The 25,817-nt window shown below is 60.2% G+C and carries 15 protein-coding genes; 2 read left to right on the top strand and 13 right to left on the bottom strand.

What is annotated here, in order from left to right; genetic code table 11:
* Window positions 1-166 precede the first annotated feature (166 nt).
* The 10 genes from HMPREF0573_RS04845 to HMPREF0573_RS04800 form a co-directional block, all read right to left on the bottom strand.
* Window positions 167-3,229, bottom strand: a complete 3,063-nt coding sequence (locus HMPREF0573_RS04845) for a glycoside hydrolase family 2 TIM barrel-domain containing protein (RefSeq protein ID WP_013189065.1) — start codon at window positions 3,227-3,229, stop codon at window positions 167-169.
* A gap of 172 nt (window positions 3,230-3,401) precedes the next feature.
* Window positions 3,402-5,345: a trypsin-like peptidase domain-containing protein gene (locus tag HMPREF0573_RS04840; RefSeq protein ID WP_004007456.1), complete on the bottom strand. Its 1,944-nt coding sequence runs from the start codon at window positions 5,343-5,345 to the stop codon at window positions 3,402-3,404.
* Between the two features lie 251 nt (window positions 5,346-5,596).
* Complete coding sequence (gene menD, locus HMPREF0573_RS04835; protein WP_004007458.1) at window positions 5,597-7,369, bottom strand: 2-succinyl-5-enolpyruvyl-6-hydroxy-3-cyclohexene-1-carboxylic-acid synthase; 1,773 nt, start codon at window positions 7,367-7,369, stop codon at window positions 5,597-5,599.
* Between the two features lie 245 nt (window positions 7,370-7,614).
* A complete protein-coding gene (locus HMPREF0573_RS04830) occupies window positions 7,615-11,868 on the bottom strand; it encodes an FtsK/SpoIIIE domain-containing protein (protein WP_013189063.1) in 4,254 nt (1,417 codons plus the stop codon).
* The gene (locus HMPREF0573_RS04825) at window positions 11,868-12,329 is read right to left on the bottom strand and encodes an FHA domain-containing protein (protein ID WP_013189062.1); all 462 of its coding nucleotides are present in this window, start codon (window positions 12,327-12,329) and stop codon (window positions 11,868-11,870) included. The genes HMPREF0573_RS04830 and HMPREF0573_RS04825 overlap by 1 nt, the downstream gene beginning before the upstream one ends.
* The gene (locus HMPREF0573_RS04820) at window positions 12,326-13,261 is read right to left on the bottom strand and encodes a PP2C family protein-serine/threonine phosphatase (RefSeq protein ID WP_013189061.1); all 936 of its coding nucleotides are present in this window, start codon (window positions 13,259-13,261) and stop codon (window positions 12,326-12,328) included. The genes HMPREF0573_RS04825 and HMPREF0573_RS04820 overlap by 4 nt, the downstream gene beginning before the upstream one ends.
* A 47-nt stretch (window positions 13,262-13,308) precedes the next feature.
* Window positions 13,309-14,376, bottom strand: a complete 1,068-nt coding sequence (locus HMPREF0573_RS04815; protein ID WP_013189060.1) for an enolase C-terminal domain-like protein — start codon at window positions 14,374-14,376, stop codon at window positions 13,309-13,311.
* Window positions 14,373-15,278, bottom strand: a complete 906-nt coding sequence (locus HMPREF0573_RS04810; protein WP_004007463.1) for a hypothetical protein — start codon at window positions 15,276-15,278, stop codon at window positions 14,373-14,375. Before HMPREF0573_RS04810 ends, HMPREF0573_RS04815 begins: the two co-directional genes overlap by 4 nt.
* 50 nt (window positions 15,279-15,328) lie before the next feature.
* Entirely contained in the window at window positions 15,329-16,381 is a 1,053-nt protein-coding gene (locus HMPREF0573_RS04805; protein ID WP_013189059.1) for a 1,4-dihydroxy-2-naphthoyl-CoA synthase, read from the bottom strand.
* A gap of 44 nt (window positions 16,382-16,425) precedes the next feature.
* On the bottom strand, window positions 16,426-17,547 hold the full coding sequence (locus HMPREF0573_RS04800) for a DUF3048 domain-containing protein (RefSeq protein WP_013189058.1): 1,122 nt from the start codon (window positions 17,545-17,547) through the stop codon (window positions 16,426-16,428).
* Window positions 17,548-17,572: 25 nt separating this feature from the next.
* On the opposite strand from HMPREF0573_RS04800, the gene HMPREF0573_RS04795 reads away from it, so the two are divergent.
* Complete coding sequence (locus HMPREF0573_RS04795; protein WP_013189057.1) at window positions 17,573-19,165, top strand: AMP-binding protein; 1,593 nt, start codon at window positions 17,573-17,575, stop codon at window positions 19,163-19,165.
* A gap of 25 nt (window positions 19,166-19,190) precedes the next feature.
* Here the strand turns inward: HMPREF0573_RS04795 and HMPREF0573_RS04790 are convergent, their stop codons facing one another.
* Window positions 19,191-19,583: a hypothetical protein gene (locus tag HMPREF0573_RS04790; RefSeq protein WP_236585817.1), complete on the bottom strand. Its 393-nt coding sequence runs from the start codon at window positions 19,581-19,583 to the stop codon at window positions 19,191-19,193.
* A gap of 155 nt (window positions 19,584-19,738) precedes the next feature.
* Between HMPREF0573_RS04790 and HMPREF0573_RS04785 the strand changes: the two genes are divergently transcribed.
* Window positions 19,739-20,221 (top strand): PLD nuclease N-terminal domain-containing protein, encoded by a 483-nt coding sequence (locus HMPREF0573_RS04785; RefSeq protein WP_004007469.1) that lies wholly within the window; start codon window positions 19,739-19,741, stop codon window positions 20,219-20,221.
* Window positions 20,222-20,359: 138 nt separating this feature from the next.
* Here HMPREF0573_RS04785 and HMPREF0573_RS04780 read toward each other — a convergent pair whose 3' ends face one another.
* The gene (locus HMPREF0573_RS04780) at window positions 20,360-21,769 is read right to left on the bottom strand and encodes an AI-2E family transporter (protein ID WP_004007470.1); all 1,410 of its coding nucleotides are present in this window, start codon (window positions 21,767-21,769) and stop codon (window positions 20,360-20,362) included.
* Window positions 21,770-21,908: 139 nt separating this feature from the next.
* Window positions 21,909-25,802, bottom strand: a complete 3,894-nt coding sequence (locus HMPREF0573_RS04775) for a DNA-directed RNA polymerase subunit beta' (protein WP_004008915.1) — start codon at window positions 25,800-25,802, stop codon at window positions 21,909-21,911.
* Window positions 25,803-25,817 lie beyond the last annotated feature (15 nt).

Genomic DNA, 25,817 nt, shown 5'->3' with positions numbered 1-25,817 from the left:
CGGTAAAACGTAAAAGTTCCTGGTGGCGTTTTTTCGTCGCACACCCGGCTTTTACTGACAATGCGTGGTGATAGCCGCATCTCTCCGAAGTCCCGATGACGCCGGCGCTCAGCCCCACCTGGTCGTACCACTGGGGATATTTCTGGTCACCCCTGCGGCACCTCGCCTAATTGCTGGAACACTTGAGAGTGAAAGAAAATTCGTAGTGCGGTGCGGCGACTTGGTAGCATTCCTGCAACTTCGGTCCGCAGCTTTGGGAACCGATTCCCGCCATGCGATGATCCAGACACAGCACGGTTTCCGGGACCTCGACCAGTTCATAATCGTGAGCTTTCGCCCCCAGTTCTTCTTGCGTAAAGTGCGACGCGTTGAAACTGAATTCCGCCCCGCTCACCACCTCTAAACTGGCGTTCTCGCCGCTCAACTTGAGGTAGTCACAGGAGCAGCGCGACCCGTTTTCTTGTGGGCGCAAATAGTGCTGGAACAGGTCCCGAACGGGGCTGCAGAAACGCCCGTGCCAGGCAGAACGACGTTTGTCGAGGTAGTTTTCGTGCGGTCCCAGCCCTGACCAGTCCGCTTGGGTAAAGTCTTGGTCCAGGAAGATTCGCCATCCCAAGCGCGGTAGTTCCGGAAACTGCGTATCACGGGTGACGCTGGCGTTCATCCGCAAGGCTCCATCGTCGCCTAATACCCATTCCAGGTCTGCTTTTAAAATGGGCTGAATCGACGGCGCCACCAGCGCTACCTGCGATTTCACCACCATACTGGTGCCGGACACCACCTCGACTGAATAGGCATAGGGGGTGCAACGGTCATAGTGTGCCCGCTCCCACCGCGTCCGGATATACGCGTCGTTGTCGGTCGGGGCACGCCAAATGTTGAGTTCCATCGGTCGGGTCAGGAGCGCCCCCGCGCGGCCACGCCAATCGGTGAGCATTCCGGTGAACCGGGAAAACACGTAGGTGTATGCGCCCAGCTCAATCGTGATTTCCTTGGGACTGGTTTCGATATGGGGAGCGTGAGGTGCCGGAATGGTCCGGAGTTCCTGGCTGAGCTGACGGGCAGGCAGACAGCGCGGGTCGGCGTTATCCAGAGCAAACTCGTCGAACCCCAATAAATGCCCCGTCTCCAGGCAGGCGAACGGACGGGACAGGTACGTTTCCACCCTCAGGAAACACCTCCCGCCGGCAGGAACGTCCATGGAAAGAGGAATTTCTACACTCTGGTGGGGCGCCAGCGGGGGCAGCTCGATAGCGCCGCTGTCCTCCGCGCCGTCTCGCGCCCTCACCCATTTTAGGGTGGCAAAATCGGCGGTGTTGAGGTGATCAGCCATATTTGTCGCCCGCAGCAACCCAGCCTTTTGGTCATAGCTAAACCGCAAGGGACGGTACACATTTTTAACCTCCCACAGCCCGATATGCGGGGTGCGGTCGGGGCTGACCAGCCCGTCGACGCAAAAGTTCCCGTCGTGGGGGTATTCCCCCGAGTCTCCACCGTAGAGCAGACGACCGTCGGCGTCTGGCACCGCGTGGTCGCACCATTCCCAGATGAACCCGCCGCACATGCGCGCGTCTGCCTGCACCAGGGCCCAGTAATCCTCTAAATCCCCCGGACCGTTGCCCATCGCGTGACAGTACTCCACCAGCAGGAATGGCTTGTCGCCGAGATTATCCAAGTAGTCTGTGATGTCGGAAAGCAGGGGGTACATTCGGGAGTACAGGTCGATATTGTGGTAATCATAAGTGCGGTCGCGGGACCGATGATAGGCGCTTTCGTAGTGCGTCACCCGGGTGGGGTCAAAGTCTTTAATCCACTGCAGCGCGGTTTCGACAGTTACCCCGTAAGCACATTCGTTGCCTGCCGACCAGGAGAACACGCACGGACGATTCTTTTCGCTGTGAACACAGCGCTGGACCCGGTCCAGGATGGCAGGAATCCACTCCGGGTTGTCCGCGATGGGTTTATTCCACAGCTCCACCACGTTTTCTTCCGTTTCGTCGGTCAGGACGCGGTTTCGGGTGCCGTGGCTTTCATTATCCGCTTCGCTCATCACGTAAAATCCCAGCTCGTCGCACAGATGATAGAACTGGGGGCAGTTCGGGTAGTGGGAGGTGCGCACCGCGTTGATATTGTGCTGGCGCATCAGTTCTAAATCCCGTTTCATCTGGGCTAGCGAGACGACCGGTCCGGTTTGCGCTTCACTTTCGTGACGGTTTACGCCTTTGATTTTGATGGGGTTGCCGTTCATTTTCAGCACGGCGTCAGTGATGGTCACGGTACGGATGCCGACCCGTTCCGTGATGACTTCGTGCGCAGATTCCATCACCATGGTATAGAGGCGGGGTGCGCCGGGATTCCACAGTTTCGGGTGTTCGAGGTGGAACTCGGTGGCATGGGTGTAGGTTTCGTCCCCATCGCACAAGGGGTGTAGCTCGGTTTGCCCCACAATGTTGGGGCCGTCGGTGAGCGTTACCGTGACCGGGCAGGGTTCCCCACGGAAATTCGCGCGCAGTTTTACGCCGGCACCGTTGGGCTGTATCTCGGTGGTGAGGAAGTAATCGTTGAGGTGTACCGCGGGGCGTTTCAGCAGGTAGACATCGCGGATAATGCCCGAACAGCGGAACTTGTCCTGGTCTTCCAGGTAGCTGCCATCCGACCATTTACAGACCAGTACCGCCAGCGTATTCGTCCCCTCTCGCAGAAACTCGGTGACCTCAAAAGCGGAAACCGTGTGGGAGACTTGTGAATACCCCACGTAACGCCCGTTCAGCCACAGGTAGAAACACGAGTCAACGCCCTCGAAAACGAGGGTGGCATCGGGGGCTTGCGGATCTGGCTGGTAGTGAAACTCATGACGGTAAGCGCCAGCGAGGTTGGTATGGGGCACATAAGGGGGGTCAAAAGGGAAGGGGTAGTTGATGTTCGTGTACTGGTGGGAGTCGTAACCGTGGTACTGCCACGCGCCGGGTGTGGGAATCGTGTCGGGAAGCCCCGCAGCTCCGGGAGTGAAAAAATCCTCCGGCACGTCCTCTACGCAGGGATAGAATCCGAACTTCCACACACCGTTGAGCAGCTGGAAACGGTCTGAACGCTCACGGTCCAGGTTGAAATTCGGGATTTGCGCCGGGGCGCGCGCGACCTCGGGGGAAACCGGAATGTAGTAAGCCCGCGGCGCCACAGTATTTTCGTGTAAAACGTTGAGGTTCTGGTGGTGATTTGGTAACTGCATAAAAGTCTCCTCGGGGAGGTGCCATGGGAATCGTATCCACCGACGCTGGTGTCATCGTTCTCACCGGCACTGGTAACGATAACACAGTTTTGCCGGGGCCGGCGGTGCACATAATTGCCAGGCTGGCCGCCACCCGTAGGTAGCGACCAGCCAGCTAAGCTCATGCTCGCGACTATTGCGCCTGGAGCGTCACGGGAATCTTCTTTTCTGTCCCGCCGCGCACCACGGTCAGTTCCACCGTGTCACCCACGGCATACTGCCGCACGAAGCCGACCAGGGACAACGAGCCTTTCACGGGTTTGCCGTCAATCATGGTGATGATGTCCCCCTGTTTCAGACCGGCTTTATCAGCTGCCGAACCGGAGTTGATTTCTTGCACCCGCGCCCCCAAGCGGGACACTTTGTCTACGGTGGCGACCTCTTGACCCACAACTACGCCGAGCGCCGCGTGTACCGCTTCGCCGTGATCAATCAGCTGGGTAGCAATCATCGAAGCCTGATTAATCGGGATGGCAAACCCCAACCCGATAGACCCTGCCTGCCCCTCTCCGGTCGAGCCGCCAGAACCCGAAAGACTCGCGATAGACGAAGTCACGCCCACTATCCGCCCTCGTGAATCAAACAAGGGACCGCCGGAGTTACCCGGATTCACCGCCGCATCCACCTGAATCGCGTTCGTGGTGACTTCGGTGGGAGCGGTGCTTTTTTCAGGCTGGGAAGGCTGCAGCATCCCGCCACCACCGAAATAACGGCGCAGACCGAAGGGGTCACGTTCATCCTCATCATCGGAACCGCCCCCCTGCACCGCCTGCACTCGCACCGGACGGTTCAGTGCCGAGACAATGCCCGTGGTCACTGTGGACGACAGCCCCAGAGGGTTACCGATAGCCGCGACTGACTCCCCGACTTTCAAGTCGTCAGAGTTACCCAACGGCGCTACGGTCAAGTCTTTCGGAGGGTTCTCGATTTTTATCACTGCCAGGTCGGTCAGCACGTCACGACCCACAATTTTGGCTTTGTACAAGCGCCCGTCGGACAGTTCCACGGTAATGACTCCGTTGCCGTCCGCAGCCCCCGCCACCACGTGATTGTTGGTCAGGATGTGACCTTTCGAGTCGATAATCGAGCCGGAGCCCTGGTCGGATTCGCTGTTCGTTTCCACCGAGATTGCCACCACGGCGGGACGGACCGCTTTGGCGACTGCCTCCCAGTTCGGGTTCTGCGAGTTGGAGTTCGCTACCGGCTCGGGGGTGGCGACGTCTTTATCCTCTGGATTAAACAGGGTGGAACTGGTCGTTTCCCCGTCATGCCCGAGCAAACCGCTCTGTTCGACGGCGTACAAACCACCGGTGCTCAGCAGCGAAGCCGCCACTGCCACGCCAATCAAGGCTCCCCAACCAGGACGGCTTTTTTCCGCTTTGCCCCCTGGGGTTGCTGCCCAAGTCAAGCTGTTTTGCAGCGGGTTTGTCGCCCCGCGGCCGCCAGCAAAGGGGTCGGATGTCGCAAACGGGTTGCCTCCGGGATTGCCCGGCTGACCGGGGTTCATCCCGTTTGGCTGCCCCTGGTTCGGACTGGTCGCGGCAGGTGACGGGCTGGCAGGGTTCGCGAGGGGGTCAGAAAATCCCGGAGTGGTACCCCAAAATGCGTTGGCGCCGTACTGTGTCGAAGGGTTCGGCGATGCCGGATTGGTCGTGTTGGCAGCATTGGCAGAAGTGGGGTCGGTCGGTTTGGTCGAGGCAGCGTCGGGCACACTGGTGAAGTTACCAACGGGCTGTTCAGCCGGGACGCTCCCGGATGGACTGGTGAACCCGTCACCACCAGGACTTGTGAAACCGTCACCGGACGGACTGGCGAACCCCGCGCTGACCGCTTCGCCAGAGGTCGGCGCAACCGCGCTGGCTTGTCCAGCAGGGGTGACCGAGATAATCCGACCGCTCAGGCTCGGAGTTTGTGTCTCGGGGGTCTGCGGGCTGGCCGGCGCCGCGACCTCATTAGAGTTCTGGGGATTCATGGGAATCTGCGTTTCTTGATGTTCCGGGGTGGACCCGGTGTTTTCCCGGCGTTCCGGCGCGGACGCCTCCTCGGGGGAAGCCCAGGGATTATTCGTATCGCTCACTGTTTACTCCTCATAAGTTCTCTTCGGTTTTAACCCGGCGACTTCAAAATTACCTGGGATGCAGGCGGCTGGCAGTGACCAAAGCTCGTTCCCAGGTAGGATTTGCCGGGTTTGCGCTTACTTTCTGCCGGCACTGGCACAGCACAGGTATCGCGTCAACACCAGCACCGGAACCGACGTCAGCGTAAAGGGTCCCAACTTTGATTCGGACGCTGCGGGATATGTTGCCGCAGCTGCCGGAATCTTCAAAGTCAGGTGGACGGGAGGATGACCTCCATCAGGCTCAAACCCCTGACCGGTTGGCACAGAGCCGCCACCAGCTCTGCCGGGCTGCCTATCTGCACGGCTTGCCAGCCCGCTGCCCGAGCCAGCTCGCAAATGTCTCCGACCTGGGGGGTGAGGAACATCCGCGTGAAAGTATCCGCCGGAGCTGCGCCGTGTTCCAGGCTGCCAAAAATCCGTCCGCCCCCGTTGTTTATCACAATGACCTGCAAGTTTGGCACGGTTTCTACCCGACCGTGGCACAGCGCCCCCAGGTCATGAAAGAACGAAACGTCCCCCAAGACCAGCCGCATCGGTTGCCGCCGTGCCAGCGCGGCTCCCCACGCCGCAGCAATGGTGCCATCAATCCCCGCCAGGCCCCGGTTGGTAAAGACACGATGCCCCCCGAACGCACCGTCCTGGTGATTTACCGACTGGACGTCTGCCTGCTCGGGGGCTGGAATCAGGTTTCGGGCGAAATTGCGCGCCACCGTGTCAAAAACTCGGATGGTCAGGGAGGCTCCCAGGTACAAATCCAGCGGCTCGGACACAGTCATGGTGCTGTCCCAAATCGTTTGTGCGGCGCGGTGAAAACCCCAGTCACGGGTCAGCGCCGCGACGGCGTTTTCCCCCGCGGCACGCCACATTTCCAGCCAGTTTTCCGGGGTCTCGGCGGTGGGATGGCGGGGAGTCGCGACTGACGACGGTTTCGCCACTTTCTCCAGTTCACAAGCCAGGGTGGCAGCGTCTGTCCAGTGCCGCGCGATGTTGCCCGCCAGGTTCACCGTTGTTCCCGGTGCACCCACGGTTTCCACGGGAATGTCCCGGCGAGAAATGAGTCGCGTAATCGGCCGGGTCAGGGTGGGACGACCCGCGACGATGACTCGTTCCAGGTTGTGTTCGACCACTGCCGACAATGTGGTTCCGGCAGCTTTGGCGTATCCTCGCATCGCGTGAGGATGGCAGCGCCAGGCGGTTTGCGGCTCGGCAAGGACGGGAATCCCCGCGTTTTTCACTACCTCACGCAAGTCCGCGTAGGTGGCGTCGCTGAGGTCCCCGGCGATCAGCAGGGTGCCGCGGGGTGACTGGTCGGGGTCAAAAGGTTCCTCGCGGGCGTTGGCGCTGACGCTAGCGCTGGTTGCGGCGAACGCTTCGATAGCTTCGGGGGGCGCCAGAGGTTCGATAAAGCTAGCATTGAGGTGTGCTGGACCGGTGGCTGGGAATTGTTTTTCGTTGGTGGCAGGATGGGGAGGAGGAGCTTCACCCCGACAGGCTGCCGCGACCTCAGAGACTACCTCTGACAATACAGCGGAGGTAATGCCGGGTTGTATATCGGCAGCGAAACGCACGAATTCCCCGAAAATTCCCGGCTGCCAGGTGGTTTGATTCGCACCAGTGCCGCGTAGTGCGGCGGGACGATCCGCGCTGAGGATCAGCAACGGCACCCCCGCATGGGCTGCTTCCATCACAGCGGGGAGGGCGTTGCCCACCGCGGTGCCGGACGTCATCACCAGAACTGCCGGGTGACCCGCTCGTGCCGCCCCTAGCGCCATAAATGCCGCGTCCCGCTCGTCAATACGCACGTGCAGGTCCAGGCGGTGGCTGGCTGCCAAGTGGTTCAAGGCATATCCCAAGGGGGCATCACGAGAGCCGGGACAGTAAAACCAATGCGTGAATCCCTGCTGCACCAATAAACGCGCCAGCTCCTCAGCGTATTGCTGGGATGATGCGTCTTGACCGTGTCGCTGCCTGGTGTCGTCCACAACTCGCCCTTTCGCTGCTTTGCATCCTTTTTTGCGTCTCCCAGAATCTGGTGAAACCGTTGAAATGCCAGGAAACGAAAGCTGTTTCGGAAACTGCCAGATTTTCGTCTCCGGGGTCAATGCTACCTTTCAAGTACTATCGCACGTACCGAAGGGAGGTTTATGGACAGAACACCGTCAGACAGTTTCGATTCAGTTCAATGCTGACATGGCGCGAATGTTTAGCCATCTTGTTGTGCGGGCACTCAGCCGTTTTCTTGGGGCAGCTGGATTTTGGTGGCACGACCGCCGTGAATCCAATATCCGCGGGCAGGCGGAAAGGCAATGCCGTCTTGAGGGACGCTAACGCCAAAGATGGCGGCAGTGTCGGAGGCACTCAAACCTAGAGAGAGTCCCGCGGCGGGGGCTTTCACCGCCGCATTCAGCTCGGAGTCTGTCATCCAAGACAGTCCGTCGCGGGAAGTGGCAGCGCCGGAGGCAAAGACCAGGTGTCCCTGGCGACGTGCCGCGCGGATGATGTCTGCCATCGCTGTGGCAGCGTCCGTGTTCTGCGCGAATCCGGGCAGGTCGGCAATAAAGATAGCTAGACCGGGGAATCTCGGCGGGGACTTTTGCTCCGCGACGGAGAGCAGGTGGTGATAAAAGTCGCGGAAGTCTGAAAAGCCGCAGGCTACCGCGTCCCACATCGCCAGTCCTGCCAAGGTTTTCAACGCGGGCGAGCTTTCCTCACGGCTCTGTGCAGACAACAGCACCATCCCGGTGTCTGGGCTGGAGGTGCGCAGCGAACGAGCCAGCCAGCGCAGGACTGCCAAGCTCACCGCCCGATCGACTTCCCCGCTACCCCGCGCAATGAGGTACACTCCGCTGGTATTGGTGTTGATTTGTCGACCACCGGGGGCGCTCAGTCCCAGCGCCATTTCTCCCGCAGGAGGTGTGGCGAGGGCGGTGGCAAACACCGGCACGGCTAACCGGGCAATCCGGTGGGCTGGAGTTTTTGCCAAGGCGCTCAAGCGTTCCAGGATACGTGTTTGGGCAGGCTCGGAGGGGTCGTTACCGAGGACAGCTACCTGAATAGCTCGCGGGTCATCGGCAACCACGCCACTGCCGGGGATGGAACCGTTCAACTCGATTCGCATCCCAAATGCACCTCGCCAGGCCGCCGGGAGGTTCTCGACGCTGTCGGCACTGATGACGAAGTGGATCCCGACGACCCTGCCGCCGGTGATGAGTTCCAGAAAACTGGCGGAGCTGGCTCCCGGCAAGGACTCCAGCACGGTTTCCAAACCGTCAATCGCGACAATAATTCGCTCACCACGGTCCATTTCGTCGCCGTCAACAGCATCCGTGCCGAGGGGCATGCCAGGCTGCTTTGCAGGTCGTGTGCCACGCAGCACAGCGCGCAGTTCAGGAAAATCACGGGTGGCGTTGCGCTGCGCCACTGCAGTGCGCCAACGCCACCTGCTGACCAGGTATTCCATCGTGTCGGCAATTGTCTCCGGCTCGTTGGCATGAGCTACCACTCCCACGTTTGCCCAGTTAGACAGCACATCGAGAGTCGAGTCGGCGCTGCAAACATAGAGAGCAACGGGGTTACCTCCGGTGTTTAGACTATCGGCAGCAATAGCTCGCAACACTCCAGTGCGCCCACTACCGCGCGGACCTGCCACGAACAGGTTGCCCTCGTGGTCGGGACTAAACCCAAAGGGGACGACTTCTTGACGCCCCAGGTCATCGCGCACTCCCAGGCGGAACTCCGCATCGCTGGATTGCCCCAAAGACGCCAGGTCATAGACTTTCTCCAGCCCGGAGGTCCACCGCCGGACGGTAGATTTACCGCTATAAAACGACCCTGCCAGCACCGAAAGCGGGGTCAAAGCCGCCGAGTCCCCACTTGTGTCAGTCCGAGGAAAATTCCCCCTCACCAGAGCCGGGACTTGCCGCTGACTGCCCGTCGACAGCGCCGGGGGGAACTCCGTTCCGCCCAGGGGCGTGAAATTCACGGGAGCCAATTCGGGATCACTAAAATCCGTAACCATCAGGGAATTTAAGGTTTGAAAACTGGTCGCAACCCCGCCGACCAGCAGAATTCCGCGACCGGGATGTGAAAATGCCGACCGCGAATCAATTTCGAGACTGCCACAGACCACCTCCAGGGCTGCACCTTCCAGATGCAGCACAACACGTGTCGGCAGATATTTCAAGGCTTCACGGGGCAATTTTTCGGTATTCCCGATACTCACCACCAAATGCAACCCCAGGGAGCGGTACATATGCAGCCGTTCAGCCAGCTGCGAGAGCTGCCGCGCGGTAAACGACTCTCCCACGGCGATGACGACAATTAAATCCGCCGGAGTACCCGATATTTTCGCCGCGTGCGCCCGCACCAAGCTGCCCGCCCCGGATTCCCTCAGCCAGTTGTCTCGACGCTCAGTCTCCGCCTCCAGGTAGCGCAGCAACCGGGCAAACACAGCATTTCCCCGCCCCGACTCAATGCCTAAACAGTGTGGAGTTTGCCCCAGTTCACCCCAGTTCGTAGCGCGGGAATCAAAAATTACCCAGCTCACATCCTCCGGACGCCGGGTCAGCGCCAAACCCGCCAGGTAAGCAGCGATGGCATTGGTCCGGGCAGCCTGGTTTTCTCCCGCTACAACAGCGTTTTTACCGTCAGCCAAATCCAACAACACCGGACCGGCAGCACCGTAGCCTATCGCTGCCGTACAGCGACCCCCGTCTCCCGACTCACCAAAAACCGCCGTGCTTTCCTCAGCTGTCAGGGGATAAACATCGGTCAACTGGGCGCTAATAGGCAAAGGCTCGGTGGTTTTGCCCGGTAGCTTCAGATTAGCCAGGAGCTCCGTAACTTTCCGCGCACCAGGGGTAGTCAGCAGCAACGGTTCCACACTCAGTTGGGTCGGACGGGCTGACTGCAGTGGAATCCCGTTAGCGGCGGTGTGCCGTCCCGCCGGCGGGGTAGTTCCGGGAATGCGGGACACACCGTCCTGCCAAGACCCGGTCGCCAGGTCCAGAACTTGCCGCACGGCACTCACCGCACTGCCGAGATTATCAACGGCGTTAACCAGCCAAATCCCGGACTCCCAGGCAAAATCTTCCCATCGAGAGCCTGCCGGGACTTCTCCGTCGATTACCAGCAACAGGCGCTGACGCGAACCGCGCTGCCCCTTTTGACCGCTCCAGGCTTGCGCCAACCTCTCGGCGCTCGCTTCACTCAGGTCACAAACCGGCTCGACCGCTAAATCCTCGCGCACCGCGGCGCCGTGCGGCAGATAGTTAACCCACGTCCACTGTGCAGGTTTCGTCCCGGCGACCACGATTTTTAAGTCGGCAGGGGAATAGCGCAAGGCAGCGCGAATCAGGAACTGATTCAGCGCCGGTCCACGCAAGTTCTCGGGACCTGTCATCGCCAGCGGACCGGAATCCGCCGGAACGAAGACCACTTCCAGACCGGTATGCCCCTCGCCGATGGTAGCGGCACCAATGGCGTTAATCCTGCGGTTAATCGCCGCGATTTGCCCCGAGGCTGCCTGCCCCATCTCCGCGTTAGACACCGAGTCCGGGACCGCGGCTCCGGCTGACCGGTGGACGACCGCGGCGGCTTCTGACCCCGTACTCGATCCCGCAAGCGGTCCCCAGCCGCGAAACGGGGTCGCCGTTCCGTGACTGCTCAGCGTAATTTCTGGATAAACCTGGGTGAAACCGACCGGAATGCGCATTTGCACACTCGCGTGTCCCCACAGTCCAGGCAGCAGGGCGTGGTGGGGATCCGACAGGTCGGGAACACTGTCGCGTATCGCCACGTCACGGCGATGCAAAGCTGCCTGAATCTGGGGAGTGAGCGCAACCATGTCCCGCTCATAACGCACCCAAGCCGCCCGGTTTTGAGTCAACGCCCACCCGACTTCTGAGCCACCCGCAACTACTGCCAAACTCAGCAGGGCAAACGCGACGGCACTGGGGAAGATGACTGCCAGCACCCCAAACAGCACCACCGGCACCACGGGTAAGGCAAGCGTCGCGGGATTTGCCAACCACAAGCGTGGTCGCGCCGGCATTTCTATGTTGATTCCCAGCGGTTCGGGGTCAGCAGCCGGTGGGGGTGAATACGCCAGCAGCGACTTCATGCCCGCGGGAGCCGGCGGTAACTCGTCGCTCTCCCCCACCAGTGCCAAACCTGCCCCCGGCGGTATCGGCGCTTTTGCCAACGGCAAATCGCGCGGCAGCACGTAAGGTTTACCGACCTGCGCCGGATGTGTCCCGCCCGACTCACCGCGCGGGACTTGTGACCCCGACGTCTCGGCAACGACCGGCAGGGACCCGGTACCGCCCGGATCCAGCAGGGGCGCCAACGGCGTGACGCTGAGACGAGACGTCTGCCCGCCGCCTAAAGTGGTGACCACATCTGCCACTCGGGCACGGGCGTCTGCCTGCAGCAAGACTTCGGCAGGGCTGCCATCCACCAAGATTCGGACTGGTCGTCGCATCAGGCTGCAAACCTCAACAGGTAGTTTGGCGCCAGTTCCAGCACGTCACCGGGCTGAATGTTGTACCGCTTGTGCGGCTGTAAATCCACAATCTGACCCGTCGCCCGGCACAAGCGGGTGCCGTTATCAGACCCCAGGTCCTCCACGGTGACTTCCCACCCCTCGGTACAGATTCGGGCGTGAGTGCGGGAAATTTCGAGAATTTCCGGCGGGGTCGTCAGGGAAAATACCCCTTCGCGCCCGTGTGTCTCCGGGGCGCGACCGACCACTAATTCGCCTGTCAGCTCGACAGTCTGTTGGTCGGTGGAACGCACCCAGCCCAGTTTCGGGGATGCCACTTGCATCGGCGCGTCCAGGACACCACCGCACACTCGACAGCGGGGAAAATCCGGCGGGTTATGGTGACCCAGCGGACAAATCCGCACGGTAAACGGGGTACCTCCATCAGCACAGTGTTTCATCGTGCCCCCTCACTGCCCGGAGGAGGAGGCGGGGGTGGCAAAAGGGAGTTTGGGGGCGCGGGCGACTCGGAGAGCGCAGGATCAGCCGGTTCCGTGGGGGCGAGTGCGGATTCCGGGGCGGTCACGTCGAGCACAATCGCGGTCACATTATCGTGCCCGCCCGCCTGTAAAGCCAGATTCACCAGTGCGTTCACTGCCGCTTCGGGGGTGGGGTTGTCGCCCAGCGCCCGCCCGATGGCACCGTCATCAATCATGGAATGCAGCCCGTCGGAGCACACCAGGAAACGCCGGGGCGACGCTACCGGATAAGTCCAGGTATCAATCTGGGGTAACCCGGCTTGACCAGCGCCAATAGCGCGGGTGATGACGGAGCGGGTCGGCCAGACTCGGGCTTCTTCCACGGTCAGCATTCCCGCCTCGACCATCTCGGCGACTTGGGAATGATCCCGCGTCAGCCGGGTCAACAACCCCTCTCTCAACACGTAAGTTCGCGAGTCCCCCACATTGAGAACCAGGAACTGCGCCGGTTCTGACCCGTCCGTAGCGGGGGCTGACGCTGACCCGTCAGCCGCGGACTCCCCTAGTGGACCGAGCACCACCAGACCGGTGAGCGTGGTTCCCGGCGGCGAAATCGTGTAGTTAATGTTGGCTTCAACCAGCCCCATGACTTCCTCACAGGCTGCCTCCAGAGATTCCCGCACTACCCGCAGATTAACGTCCGTGCCGGTCAGAGGCTGAATGTGCCCCAGCAGCGTGGCAGAGGCTTGTTTCCCCCCGGCATGACCGCCCATCCCGTCTGCAACTAAAAAGAACGGTGGAGCCGCCAGGAAAGAGTCCTGGTTTTCAGCCCGTTTCAAGCCGATGTCGGTGGCGGCAGCCCAGCGCAGCGTCTCCCCGTGGGCGAGTGTCCAGGTGCCGGTTTCAATCTCCATCGGTTTCGTCCTTCGCTCTCTCCTGATAGCTTCATTGCCGCTGCTAACTAAAGTCTAGCGAACCTGGCGGCTACCTGTTCAACTCGATTCCGCCACCACTGCTGCACTTCCGGGCTGACAGGTGGCAGATTTCCTTTCAGTTCCAGGGTTTCCACCGGATACAGGAATCCGTTTTCGATACGGGGATCCGCGGTGAGGATACTATCTGTGCACAAGCGGAGTGTTCCAAGTCCACAGGCGGCTTTCGTTTGTAGCTGGGTCGCGAGAGCCAGTCCGGCACTCAAGCCCACCCCGGTATCTAAAGCAGAGGACACCACCAAAAGGGGCGCGCTTGTGCCACCCGGAGCAGCTGCCCGCAGCCCATCTGCCACCAGAGCCGCGGCACGCGCCGGTCCCCCCAGGGGCATTGCTTTGATGACAGCAGCGGCCAGCCCACTGGCGAGGACCTCGGTGAGCTGCCCGCCCAGGCGAATAGTTTCGTCTGCTGCCACCGGAATCCCCGTCGCCCGCTGCAGTTCGACCAGTTCAGCCAGAGTCTGACAGGGCTGTTCGGCATACTGCAGACCGCCCGGACCGGCGGCTTCACCCAACCGCGGCAGCGCGGCTGTTGCCTCAGCCAGGCTCCACGCCGCGTTCGCATCTACCCGAATTTGCCCGGTCGCCCCCAACGCCGCACGCACGGCGCGAATCCGCGCAATATCGTCCTCCAGGCTGCTGCGCGGGTCGGCGACCTTCACTTTTGCTGTGCTACAGCCGGACTCCCGGACCAGCCGCGCCGCGGTGTCCGGGTCCACCACCGGCACCGTGACATTGAGGGGAACCGGAGAGAGGGGTGCGGGAAGTCCCCGTGCCGCTACCGCAAATGCTCCCGCGAACCAGGTGGCAGCGACTGGCGGAGGATAGTTCCGGAAGGGCGCCGCCTCAGCCAGACCGGCACTGCCTTGTAAAATCAGCCCTTCTCGCACGATGATATTGCGAAACTTGACGCGCAACGGCACGGCAAACACCCATGCCCGCTCGATTCCCTGCGCCGTAAACAGCTCGGCACCGTCCGGACCGGGTTCAAAAGGGGACAGGCGGGCGGAACTGCCAGAATCTTCAACGTGGCTGGTCACGACGACACCAATGCACCGGTCGCCCTCCCGGACTCCGGTAGGGTCAGCGAGGCGGCGACTTTTGCTCCCACGTCTGCCAGCGGTCCGAAATCCGAGCCAGCTGCCTGAAAAGCCAACACCCACAGGGTGTCCCCGATAGCCGCCGCCCAGCGCTGCTGTACTCCCCGACCGTCGGGCAAGCACGAATCAGCCCAAATGGCAGGGCTTTCTGCCAACTGCGAAGTTCCAACTTCCCGCGGCTGCCAACCGGCAGGAACTGCCAGGCGGCGCAGCCAATTCACGCTATTCTCTGGATTTGCCAAGGGCGCGGACATCAGCAGAATCCGTGAATGCGGCGCAAAATCATGGGGGGTATCCAACGCAAAACGGCTTTGCAGTTTCAGTCCGGAGACGCGCGCGGGCGCGCTTGGTTCCAGGTTCAACACCCAGGTTTCGGGGTAAGCCAGGGAAACCCCGTCAATCATTTGGGTGTCGAAATAATCAAACCCACGCCGGTTGACTGCCCGTTCCCGGCGCTGCTGCGCGGAGCGGGTGCGTTCCAGTGCCCCCAAAGCTCCATAGAGACGTTCCTCTTTCATCCACCGCGGCTGCAACAGACTCGGCACCGGGGCGGGAACCAACGCCCAAAACGCCACGCCCAGACCTATCAGCGCCAGCAAAGCCGCCAGGGGGATGCCCCACACTCGCCAAAATGACAGCCCGGTTGCATAGGTCACGCAGGCCTCGAAAAATGTCACCCCCAGGCACAGGATGGTCAGACCCGGAATCATGATGGTGACGATGCGGTTACCCAAATCAGTCTTTCCGAATCCGTCCCGCAGGAATTTGGCGTAGGGCGTCGCCCAGGTCATGACTACCAGCGCGATTCCCACCAGCGTGGCAACCAGGAACGTGAAATCCACTCTGACCTTCTTTCGGGGTTACATTTCGGGTTTGGTGCTACCGCATCCTCTTAGTAATAATACGGAAACTCGTCCCAGTTCGGGGCGCGCTTTTCGAGGAAAGCGTCGCGCCCCTCGCGGGCCTCCGCGGTCCTATATGCCAGCCGGGTTGCTTCCCCGGCAAACATTTGCATCCCGACCAGGCCGTCATCCACCGCGTTGAAAGCATATTTCAACATGCGAATCGCCTGCGGGGATTTCCCGGCAATGGTCAGTGCCCAGTCCCAGCCGACGCGTTCCAGGTCCTCGTGCACCACCGCGCGGTTCACCACCCCCCAAGCCTCGGCTTGCGCGGCGGAATAGGTCTCAGCCAGGAAGAATATCTCGCGGGCTTTCTTATCTCCGACTTGCCGAGCCAGCAGCCCCGAACCGTATCCGGCGTCGAAGGACCCGACGTTGGCATCGACCTGTTTGAACTGGGCATGTTCCCGGCTGGCGAGTGCCAAATCACACACCATCACCAGCGAGTGTCCCCCACCGGCAGCCCACCCGTTGACCAGCGCAATGACCGGTTTCGGGGTGGCACGAATGAGGCGCTGCACCTCCAGGATATGCAGTCGCCCGTAGCGTCCAGCCGCGTCTCTCGGGTCGGGGAGGTCCGCAGTTTCAGGAGTTTCCGGGTGTTTCAGGTCAGCAGTCCGGTCGGCAAGGTTTTGGGGTTCACCAGGGCGTTCGGTCGGGTTTGCCGCGCCCTGTGGCGGTTGCAACGACTCGCTGCGCGGTACGGTCACGTGATACTGGTAACCGTCAGCGCCGCGCACCCGCTGATCCCCGCCACTGCAAAACGCATAGCCGCCGTCACGCGCCGGCCCGTTGCCAGTCAGCAAAATCGCTGCCACGCTGGCAGTCATGCGGGCGTGATCCAGGCAGCGATACAGCTGGTCGACAGTTTGGGGACGAAAGGCGTTGCGCACTTCGGGGCGATTGAACGCGATGCGCACCACCGGCGCCGGGCTGCCGTCTGCCAGCACGCCCCGGTGATAGGTCACATCGCTGAGCCCCTCCAGGTCGACTGCCCGCCACCGTTTTGCCTCAAAAATATCTGCCACCGCATTATCTTCCACGCTTAGATTCTAACTGTTCACCAGCGTGTTACGGTCGGCTGGGGTTATTGGAAACTGAAGTTCGGATTGGGCAGCAGCTCAATCCAGGTGGTACCCCGGTTGAGCAGGACGGGCTCGCCGGCAGAGTCCGTCAACTGCAGTGGCGAGCCTTCGGAGTCTTTGGACCAAGTCACTTTGGCGACTGACCCGCCACTGGCGACGTAGGCGGTTCCGCTGCCGGTCAGCACCGTTTCTGGGACTGTAGCCCCCGCAGCGTCTTTCGCACCAGTGTCGATGATGCTGGTCAGCACCACCACCACGTTATCGGTCTGCAACGGCGCTCCTGACCGAGCGCTCGCCGCTGTTCCCCCGTCAACCCGCTGCCAGCGAGAACCGGTCCAGTTGTAGCTTGCGACCAGGGACGGGAAATGCGCCACGAGGGTGTTCGCGGGGTTTCCGGACGAGACCGCGGTGGGCTGCTCCCCCTGGTCGGGGTTGGCGAAATCAAAAATTTGGGGAGCGTCAGGCTCCATAGTGTGTTCTTTGCCGACCTTTTCGTAAAGTTTAGGAATCGATAGATAGAGGTTGTGGGGCATGGCACGGAACTTCACCCGATACAGCGCCCCCCGCGCCTGATCTTCGTTGAAGCCGCGCAGTCCGGACGCGGAAACCTGAGATTCAAAGGCGGGGACACCCCCTGAATAGACCAGCATCCCACCGAATGGCGCGGCGATGCCCGGATCCATCGGACGCACGGAACGCACCGGACCGATTTCCTCGGGAGTATGCGCATGGAACACCGCGTTATACCGGGTCATCCCGCCTTCAACCTGTTCTTCGAACACGATGTCGGCGTCTTCCAGCCCGGATTGCGGACGCGCCGCCACGGTGTTTTCCACTTTCACCGCTACCACGGGGTGCGGAGTCGAGTCTTCACGAGGGAGACCGGTCAAGGGCCAAGTGGCGGGTTCCTCGGGCTGGGCGGTGGGGGTGGGAGTTTTTTTCCCAGGTGCCGGATTTACACATGCCGTCAGTCCCAGCATTCCCAGCATTGTCCAGAAAGCCACCAGAACCGCTAGAATCTTATTGAAACCGGCTGTATGACGGGTTCCAGGCGCGTTGCGACGCTCGTCGTAAACGACTCTGTTTGCCACATTTTCCGCGGTGTTATCCCAGGTTACAGCCATAAATGAACTTTAGCGTTAAGGCAGGGTGAAGTTGGTGAGTGACACAGCGAAGCGGGGGGTTCCCGTCCGGTTCTGTTTCCTGACGGGTGGCACGAAACCCCATGACGTAGTCAATCTGGCTGATGGTTTGGATACCGCGATTGCGCCTTTTCTGACTACCGAGGAACAACTCGCCCGCAGCGGTCGGCAGGTTACGGATGACTACGACTGGGAGGCTGCGCTCGCGGAAATTCGTGCCGAAGAAAACGCCGATGAGCCCACCTCACCCGCAGAAACAGACTCGCCGACGGAACCGGACTGGTCCGCACCAACCAGTGAGTCTCCCCAGGACACCGCCTCTCCGGAAACACCCCAAGATGACGCACCGGCGGATACCCCCTCAGATCAGGCTCCCCGCCAGGAGGTTCGGGAAATCCTGGTACCCATTGCTCCGGGAGTGGATCCGGAACGCGCCCGCAGGATTTTACGGTCGCGACTCAACGGTCCCCTCCCTGCCAAAACTGACTTGATTATGCAGACCTCCGGCTCCCAGACCGGCGACGGGCATTTGGTGGCAATTTCTGCCAGTGCCCTGGTGTCCTCTGCCCGTTCGACTCTGGCTGCCCTGGGCGGACCGGGTCGCTGGATTCTGGCACTACCGACTCACCACGTGTCCGGGCTGCAGGTGCTGACTCGTTCGCTCATTTCCGGGACAAAACCCATCATTGTGGACACTACCAACGGGTTTAAACCCGCCAGTTTGGTGCGCGCGGTTACCCGCGCTACCCAGAACTCCACCCTGCCGGTCTACCTGTCCCTGGTGCCCACTCAGGTATCCAAGATTCTGGACGAGGGCGGAGACGCGGTCGACGCATTGGCAAAAGTGGACACCATCCTGGTGGGAGGAGCCGCGTTTACCCCATTCCTGGCAGACCGGGCGAAAGCCGTAGGCTGGCATGTGGTAGAGACTTACGGGATGACGGAAACCTGCGGGGGCTGCGTCTATGACGGGATTCCCCTGCTGGGCACCCAAGTTTCTACTGTCGGCGATACCGTGTGGGTTACCGGCACCTCCCTGATGGAAGGTTACGTAGAGAAACCACCAGTCGGCATGGATCCCGCAGAGGCCTCTCCGTGGATTCAAATGGGACCACGTCGCTGGTTTAAGACTTCCGACACCGGTCGGATGGAAGGTCCGCGTTTGATTATTCAGGGGCGCACCGATGATGTCATCAACACCGGCGGGGTGAAAGTCCATGCTTCCGCGGTGGAACAGGCTTCTTTGAGTGTGACGGGGGTCGGTGAAGTGTGTGTGGTCGGGCTGCCCGATGCCCGCTGGGGTGAACTGGTCACCGCGGTGGTGGTACCCGGAGACGACCTCGATGTGGATTTGTTGGCTCCGATGCTGGGTTCTCCGGCGTCCTTGGGGGTTCTCGGAAAAGACGGAATGTCAGAGCCAGATTCTCTGGCGGCGCGGATTCGCACTGCTGTTACCGCGGAGCTTGGCGCTGCCCACGCGCCTCGTGTGGTGGTGGTAGTGCAGCATCTGCCCACCTTAGGACCGGGCAAGGTGGCTCGTCACGAAGTTGCCGAACTGGCGAAACGGGAACTTCGCGCCGGTCGCGCCTGGGTGCGCTAACCGAGCACCGCGGGACCGGGCGGGCTTAGGACTGCGCCCGGGGGCGTTGGAGGCGGTTTCGCACCAGCCCTGCTATGAGGTTGGGGATAAACGCGAAACCGGCGTAGATGCCGGTGAACAGGAAAAATTCATCCCAGTAGATACTGAGGTTAGTGGCAGCGTGCATCGCCAGAAAGAAATGCGGAATAAACAGTACCACCGGAGCGAGGAGCCACCACAGCGACCAGCCGTTGACGATTCCGTCTGCCACCCCGCATCCCAGTCCTAAAAGCGGTAACGCCAGGTAGAAAATCAGCAAAATCCACCCCATACCGTCATCGCCTACAGACTTAAAAATAGGTTGGGTCACATAGGGCAAAGCCAGGAACAGCACGGCGTAGGCTGACCAGATAATCCAGCGCGATTGGGGGTTAGACATCTGCCACCACTCCTTTGTGAATGAAAACCATTTGATAACCATGATACCGGTCGCCCCCCACATTATTTATACTATTTTTCCGTTGGCTATCTTCCAGGCATGTCCAGAAATCGACAAAGCAGGAAAGACCACGGGTTTTACGTTAAGATGAAGCCGTGGTCAGAGTTTTGTTGTTTATCTTGTGGTTGGCGCTGGCTTTGTATGCGCTGATTGATTGCATTCGCACCCCGAAAGATAACCTGCCCGGCAAGATACCAAAAGTTTTGTGGATTATGCTGATTTTGCTGATTAGCCCCATCGGGGCAATAGCGTGGATAATCGTGTCCCGCGTCGCCGCTGCCGAAGCCAAGGGTGGGGTGATTGAACCAAATATCTGGTCCAGTGAGGAATCCGTGTCCCTCAGTTTCGGGCACAGACCTGCCACGGAACAGCCCAGCGCTCCTGACGATGATCCAGAATTCCTCGAGGAAGTCAGCCGGAAATTGCGTGAAAAACAGCGTGAAGAATACGAACGCAAGAAGCGGGAGAAAGAGGATGAGAAGCTCCAACCCCGCCCGGACAAAAATTCCGCCCCAGAGAATCCCACTGACCCACAAAATCCTCCGGACCCCGCGGACTCCCCGGACACGAAATCCTGACATCCGGTCTCGTGCGCCTGCCCGCAGTCGCGCGCATTTGCTAATTGATAGCCCGCGCCCTGACTTCCTGCGCTAGCCAGCGGACCGCCAGATTTCGCATCGGGGAATCCAGCCCGGCAGGATCTGCAAGATTTACCGCTACTCCGCGGTTTTCGCGGACGGGTCGACCTTCTTGGCTTTCTCTTTTTCAGCCTTTTCCGCGGCTTGCTCCAAAGCCTCCTGGTTCAGCTCTTCCAGGGTGGCTTGCGCCCGCGCGCGTTCTTTTTCTGCCGCGTCCTGGATTTGTTCCTCACGCAGTCGCGTATCTATGCCTCGGGGTATCCCGGTGGTGTCGTCGACACCATCACCGTCACGGTCACGGAATTCACGGCTCGTCACCAGGGAGGTGGGGGCATCGGAAGGACGGAAGAACACATCAATCCATGCCGTGCGCGGGTCAGAATCCACGAAAATCGCTTTAAAGAACAGCGTCAGGGGCACTGCCAAAATCGCACCCAGCGGACCCATCACCGTGGACCAGACCATCAAAGATAGGAACGAAACAGTGGCGTTCAAGCCCACCGCGTTCCCGGCAATGCGGGGCTGCAAAATATTCAGGAACAGCAGCGACGCAACCATGTAACCGATGAATACCCCAACGGCGGGCCACACTCCATCTAGCGCCAAAGCCAGCAGGATTGGGGGAATCATGGACAGAATGAATCCCACCGCGGGAATGTAGTTCGCGACGAAAGCGAGGATACCCCAGGTCCAGGGGGTCGGCACCCCAAACGCATAGAGAATTCCGACGTCCACCAGTGCTACTACGGCACCAAAAACGGTGGTCATCAGGAAGTAGGTCCGCACCCGCAGGGAAAAGTTGCGCAGGGCGATGGCGAAACCGGGAGCATAGGATGCCAACTCGGCGGCGCGACGTCGCACCACCACGGTGTCTCCGACCACGAAGATCGCCACCATGATGATAAAGAACAGGGTGGTTCCAGCCCCGCTAATCTGGTTAGCAAAGCCGGAGAGGTAGGAAAATACCCGGTTTATGTCCACGTTCTTCCAGGAATCTAGCACGGCAGAAGTGTCGAAGCCACGCCGATCCAGCTGGTTGATGGCATGTTCATAGAGAGCCTGGAACTTTGCGCCGTAGCGAGGCAGTTCAGTCACCATTGCGGTGATAGCAATCGCAATCAACCCCAGCATGATGAACAGGATGGCGAACAGCAGCACAATGTTAACCAAAGCCGCCAACCCCACCGGCCAGCGATGGCGAATCAGCCATTCTGACGCCGGGCGCACCGCCAACGCCAGCGAAAATGCCAGGAAAGTCGGCATGAACACCCCGGCTATCAGAGATAGCAGGAAAATTATCAGCGCGCTGGCTGCCAAAGCGAACGCGAAACGCATCCCGGTCGGCCAGGCCTCCAAACCGGATGCTTTCTGCTCGGCTGCTTTTGCCGCGTTAGCACGCTCCGCTTCCGCGCCGGCGCTGCCCCTATCACTGATTACACCAGGCTTTACCGCCTGCACCATCCCTTTTGCCTTATCAAGCATTCCCATAGGAATAACCCTACCAACCGAGCATTGAAAAACTGAAGTTCCCGGTCCGCCAGCGCAAACTGGTGAACCGGGAACTCCCAAACTATTGAATTAAACCCGCTTCAACCCTGAAATCACGGCTGGTCGGGCAGCTTCGACCCTATCCCCACGGGTGTTCCAGGTCGACATCGTCATCGAACAGTCCGAATCCGGTCGTGTCGCTGTAAGGCAACTGCGACATCAACACTTCGTGACCGCCCGCGGAAGGCTTGATTTCCACGCGACGGTAACGGCTCAGACCGGTACCAGCCGGAATCAGCTTGCCCAGGATGACGTTTTCCTTCAGACCCGACAGCGGATCGTCGATGCCTTCCATTGCCGCGTTGGTCAGAACCTTCGTGGTTTCCTGGAAAGAAGCCGCGGACAGCCAGGAATCGGTAGCCAAGGACGCCTTGGTGATACCCATCAGTTCGGAACGCGCCGAAGCCGGCTGTTTGCCCTGTGTCACGACCCGCTTGTTTTCCTCGCGGAACTTCGCCTGGTCGATGAGCTGACCGGGCAGCAGCATGGTGTCGCCGGATTCCAGCACGGTCACGCGGCGCAGCATCTGTCGCACGATGACCTCGATGTGCTTGGCGTGAATGTCTACGCCCTGGCTGTGGTAGACCTGCTGTACTTCGTTGACCAGGGAACGCTGGGTTTCAGCTTGGCCTTTCACGCGCAGCAGCTTCTTCGGGTCGATGGGACCCTGGGTCAGGCGGTCGCCCACCTCCAGGTGATCGCCGTCGGAGACCAGCAGTGCCTGGCGGCGAGACACCTCGATGACCAGGTCTTCCTTGCCGTCGTCACGAGTGATGATGACCTCACGCGGACCGGACGGGTCGTCGTTTATCTTTACCCGACCGGCTGCCTCGGTGATGGTGGCTTCACCCTTGGGGGTCCGCGCTTCAAACAGCTCCTGCACACGCGGCAGACCCTGGGTAATATCGGCAGCCGAAGCCGCACCACCGGTGTGGAAGGTACGCATCGTCAGCTGCGTACCGGGCTCACCAATGGACTGCGCGGCAATAATACCGACGGCCTCGCCAATGTCCACGCGCTTGCCGGTAGCCAGAGACCGCCCGTAGCAAGCCGCGCAGGTCCCCACCGGTGCGTCACAAGTCAGCACAGAACGTACCTTAATCTGGGTGATGCCGGCCTTGAGCAGCTTCTTAATCGCCACGTCACCGACATCCTGCCCGGCTTCCAGCACGACGTTTCCAGCTTCGTCTACCGCGTCAACTGCCAAAGTCCGCGCAAAAGCGGTGGTCTCGACCAGCTCGTCGGGTTCAATCTGACCATCCTCGTTGACGAAACCGATGGTAATGTTCAAGCCCTTGCGAGTCCCGCAGTCTTCCTCACGGATGATGACGTCCTGAGACACGTCCACCAGACGACGGGTCAGGTACCCGGATTCGGCAGTACGCAAAGCCGTATCCGCCAGACCCTTACGCGCACCGTGGGTCGCGATGAAGTACTCCAACACGGACAGACCTTCGCGGTAGTTCGACTTAATCGGGCGCTCAATCAGGCGCTGCTTCGGGTCGGACACCAGACCGCGCATACCGGCAATCTGTTGAATCTGAGACCAGTTACCACGAGCCCCGGACTTCACCATGCGGTACACATTGTTGCGTTCGGGGAAGTTCTCGCGCATTTCCTCTGCCACTTCATTCGTGCAGGCTCGCCACAGGTCAATCAAGGCGCTGTAGCGTTCGTCCTCGGTGATGGCACCCAGGTCGTAGTCGGCTTGGACATCAGAAGCGAGGTTTTCGTACTTTTCCAAAATGGCGGGCTTGGTCGAAGGCGGCACCACGTCCGTGAAGGAAATCGTGATTCCGGACCAGGTCGACCAGTGGAAACCGAAGGACTTGAGGGCATCCAGGGACACCTCAATATCGGCCTTTTTATACAGCTCCGCCAAATCGTTGACGATTTTGCCGAGTTTCTTTTTCTCTACCACGTAGTTGACGAACGGGTAATCGCGCGGCAGCGAGTCATTAAAGATGACGCGCCCCAGGGAGGTCTTCAGCTCGAAGCGTTCTCCCGGCTGCCAGCCCTCCGGCATTTCCATATCCTCCGGAGGCAAGTCGCCCGGTTCCATGCGGATCACGCAGGTTTCCTGCAAAGCCAGGTCGCCATTGTCATAAGCCAGGCGGGCTTCGGCAGGGCTTGTGTAGTACTTCAGCACCCGGTTGCCGTCGGGGTCAAACCGCGGAGCATGAACCATTTCCGGATCTTCTTCCGAGGTCAGGTGGTAAATACCGATAATCATGTCCTGGGAGGGCATGGTCACCGGACGACCGTCCGAAGGCTTCAAGATGTTGTTCGACGACAGCATCAGCACGCGCGCCTCAGCCTGGGCTTCTGCCGATAGCGGAACGTGAACTGCCATTTGGTCGCCGTCAAAGTCCGCGTTGAACGCGCCACAGACCAGCGGGTGCAGCTGAATAGCCTTACCTTCCACCAGCAGCGGCTCGAAGGCCTGGATACCCAAACGGTGCAGGGTAGGAGCACGGTTCAACAGCACCGGGTGGTTGGTAATAACCTCGTCCAAAACGTCCCAAACCTGGGCGTTTTGCCGCTCCACCATCCGCTTGGCAGCCTTCACGTTCTTGGCTTCGCCGTTTTCCACCAAGACTTTCATCACGAAAGGCTTGAACAGCTCCAGAGCCATCGTCTTGGGCAAGCCACACTGGTGCAACTTCAACTGCGGACCAACCACGATAACGGAACGTCCGGAATAGTCCACGCGCTTACCCAGCAGGTTCTGACGGAACCGCCCCTGCTTACCCTTGAGCATATCGGACAGGGACTTCAACGGACGGTTACCCGGTCCGGTCACCGGACGTCCACGCCGACCGTTGTCAAACAGGGCGTCCACGGCCTCTTGCAACATCCGCTTCTCGTTGTTGACGATGATGTCCGGGGCCTTCAATTCCTGCAAACGATTCAAACGGTTGTTGCGGTTGATGACGCGGCGGTACAGATCATTTAGGTCAGAAGTCGCGAAGCGTCCACCGTCCAGCTGCACCATGGGGCGCAGGTCCGGGGGAATGACCGGAATTGAATCCAGCACCATCGCCGACGCCGGCTTGCCGGTCTGGAGGAACGCATTAATGACTTTCAGGCGCTTCAGGGCGCGAGTTTTCTGTTGGCCAGTCTTGCTCTCCACGACCTCTTTCAGCGCTTCGGCTTCCGCTTCCAGGTCGAAAGACTCCAAGCGATCCTTTACCGCCTGCGCGCCCATACCGCCCTTGAAATAGGTGCCGTACAGGGCGTACATTTCGCGATAGACCAGCTCGTTACCCTCCAGGTCGCCGACCTTCAGGCTCTTAAACCGGTCCCAAACTTCGTCATGCAGTTTCAAGTCAGACTCAGCCTGGTGGCGCAGCGCGCGCATTTCCTTTTCACCGTTGCGCTTGACCTTGTCGATTTCGGATTTCTCGGCGCCTTCCTTTTCCAGCGCCGCCATATCCTGTTCCATCTTTTGGGCACGCTTTTCGATGTCCAGGTCACGGTTCTTTTCGATTTGTTCACGAGCCAGGTCGGATTCCTTTTGCATATCGGCAAGGTCCTTGTGGCGGCGTTCCTCGTCAACGTCGGTAATCATGTACGCCGCGAAGTAGATGACCTTTTCCAGGTCTTTCGGAGCGATATTCAGCAGGTAACCAAGCCGAGAAGGCACGCCCTTGAAGTACCAAATATGCGTGACGGGAGCAGCGAGTTTAATGTGACCCATCCGCTCGCGACGCACCTTGGAACGGGTGACTTCCACCCCGCAGCGTTCGCAGACAATACCCTTGTAGCGGACGCGCTTGTACTTCCCGCAGGCACATTCCCAGTCACGGGTCGGTCCGAAGATTCGTTCGTCGAACAAGCCTTCTTTCTCAGGCTTCAGCGTCCGGTAGTTGATGGTTTCCGGCTTCTTGACTTCGCCGTGGGACCAGCTGTTAATGTCGTCCTCGGTCGCCAGACCGATGTGCAACTTGTCAAACTTGTTTGCATCCAACATGTGTTTTCTTTCCTC

Source organism: Mobiluncus curtisii ATCC 43063 (assembly GCF_000196535.1).
Lineage (GTDB): Bacteria > Actinomycetota > Actinomycetes > Actinomycetales > Actinomycetaceae > Mobiluncus > Mobiluncus curtisii.
The sequence above is the reverse complement of the archived record's forward strand: the minus strand, read 5'-3'. Positions and strand labels throughout refer to the sequence as shown.

Coding starts and splice junctions, on each gene's coding strand:
- HMPREF0573_RS04780 (WP_004007470.1), bottom strand. CDS start 21,769: ATGGGAATGCTTGATAAGGCAAAAGGGATGGTGCAGGCGGTAAAGCCT.
- HMPREF0573_RS04830 (WP_013189063.1), bottom strand. CDS start 11,868: ATGCGACGACCAGTCCGAATCTTGGTGGATGGCAGCCCTGCCGAAGTC.
- HMPREF0573_RS04820 (WP_013189061.1), bottom strand. CDS start 13,261: ATGGAGATTGAAACCGGCACCTGGACACTCGCCCACGGGGAGACGCTG.
- HMPREF0573_RS04800 (WP_013189058.1), bottom strand. CDS start 17,547: ATGGCTGTAACCTGGGATAACACCGCGGAAAATGTGGCAAACAGAGTC.
- HMPREF0573_RS04790 (WP_236585817.1), bottom strand. CDS start 19,583: ATGTCTAACCCCCAATCGCGCTGGATTATCTGGTCAGCCTACGCCGTG.
- HMPREF0573_RS04775 (WP_004008915.1), bottom strand. CDS start 25,802: ATGTTGGATGCAAACAAGTTTGACAAGTTGCACATCGGTCTGGCGACC.
- HMPREF0573_RS04825 (WP_013189062.1), bottom strand. CDS start 12,329: ATGAAACACTGTGCTGATGGAGGTACCCCGTTTACCGTGCGGATTTGT.
- HMPREF0573_RS04845 (WP_013189065.1), bottom strand. CDS start 3,229: ATGCAGTTACCAAATCACCACCAGAACCTCAACGTTTTACACGAAAAT.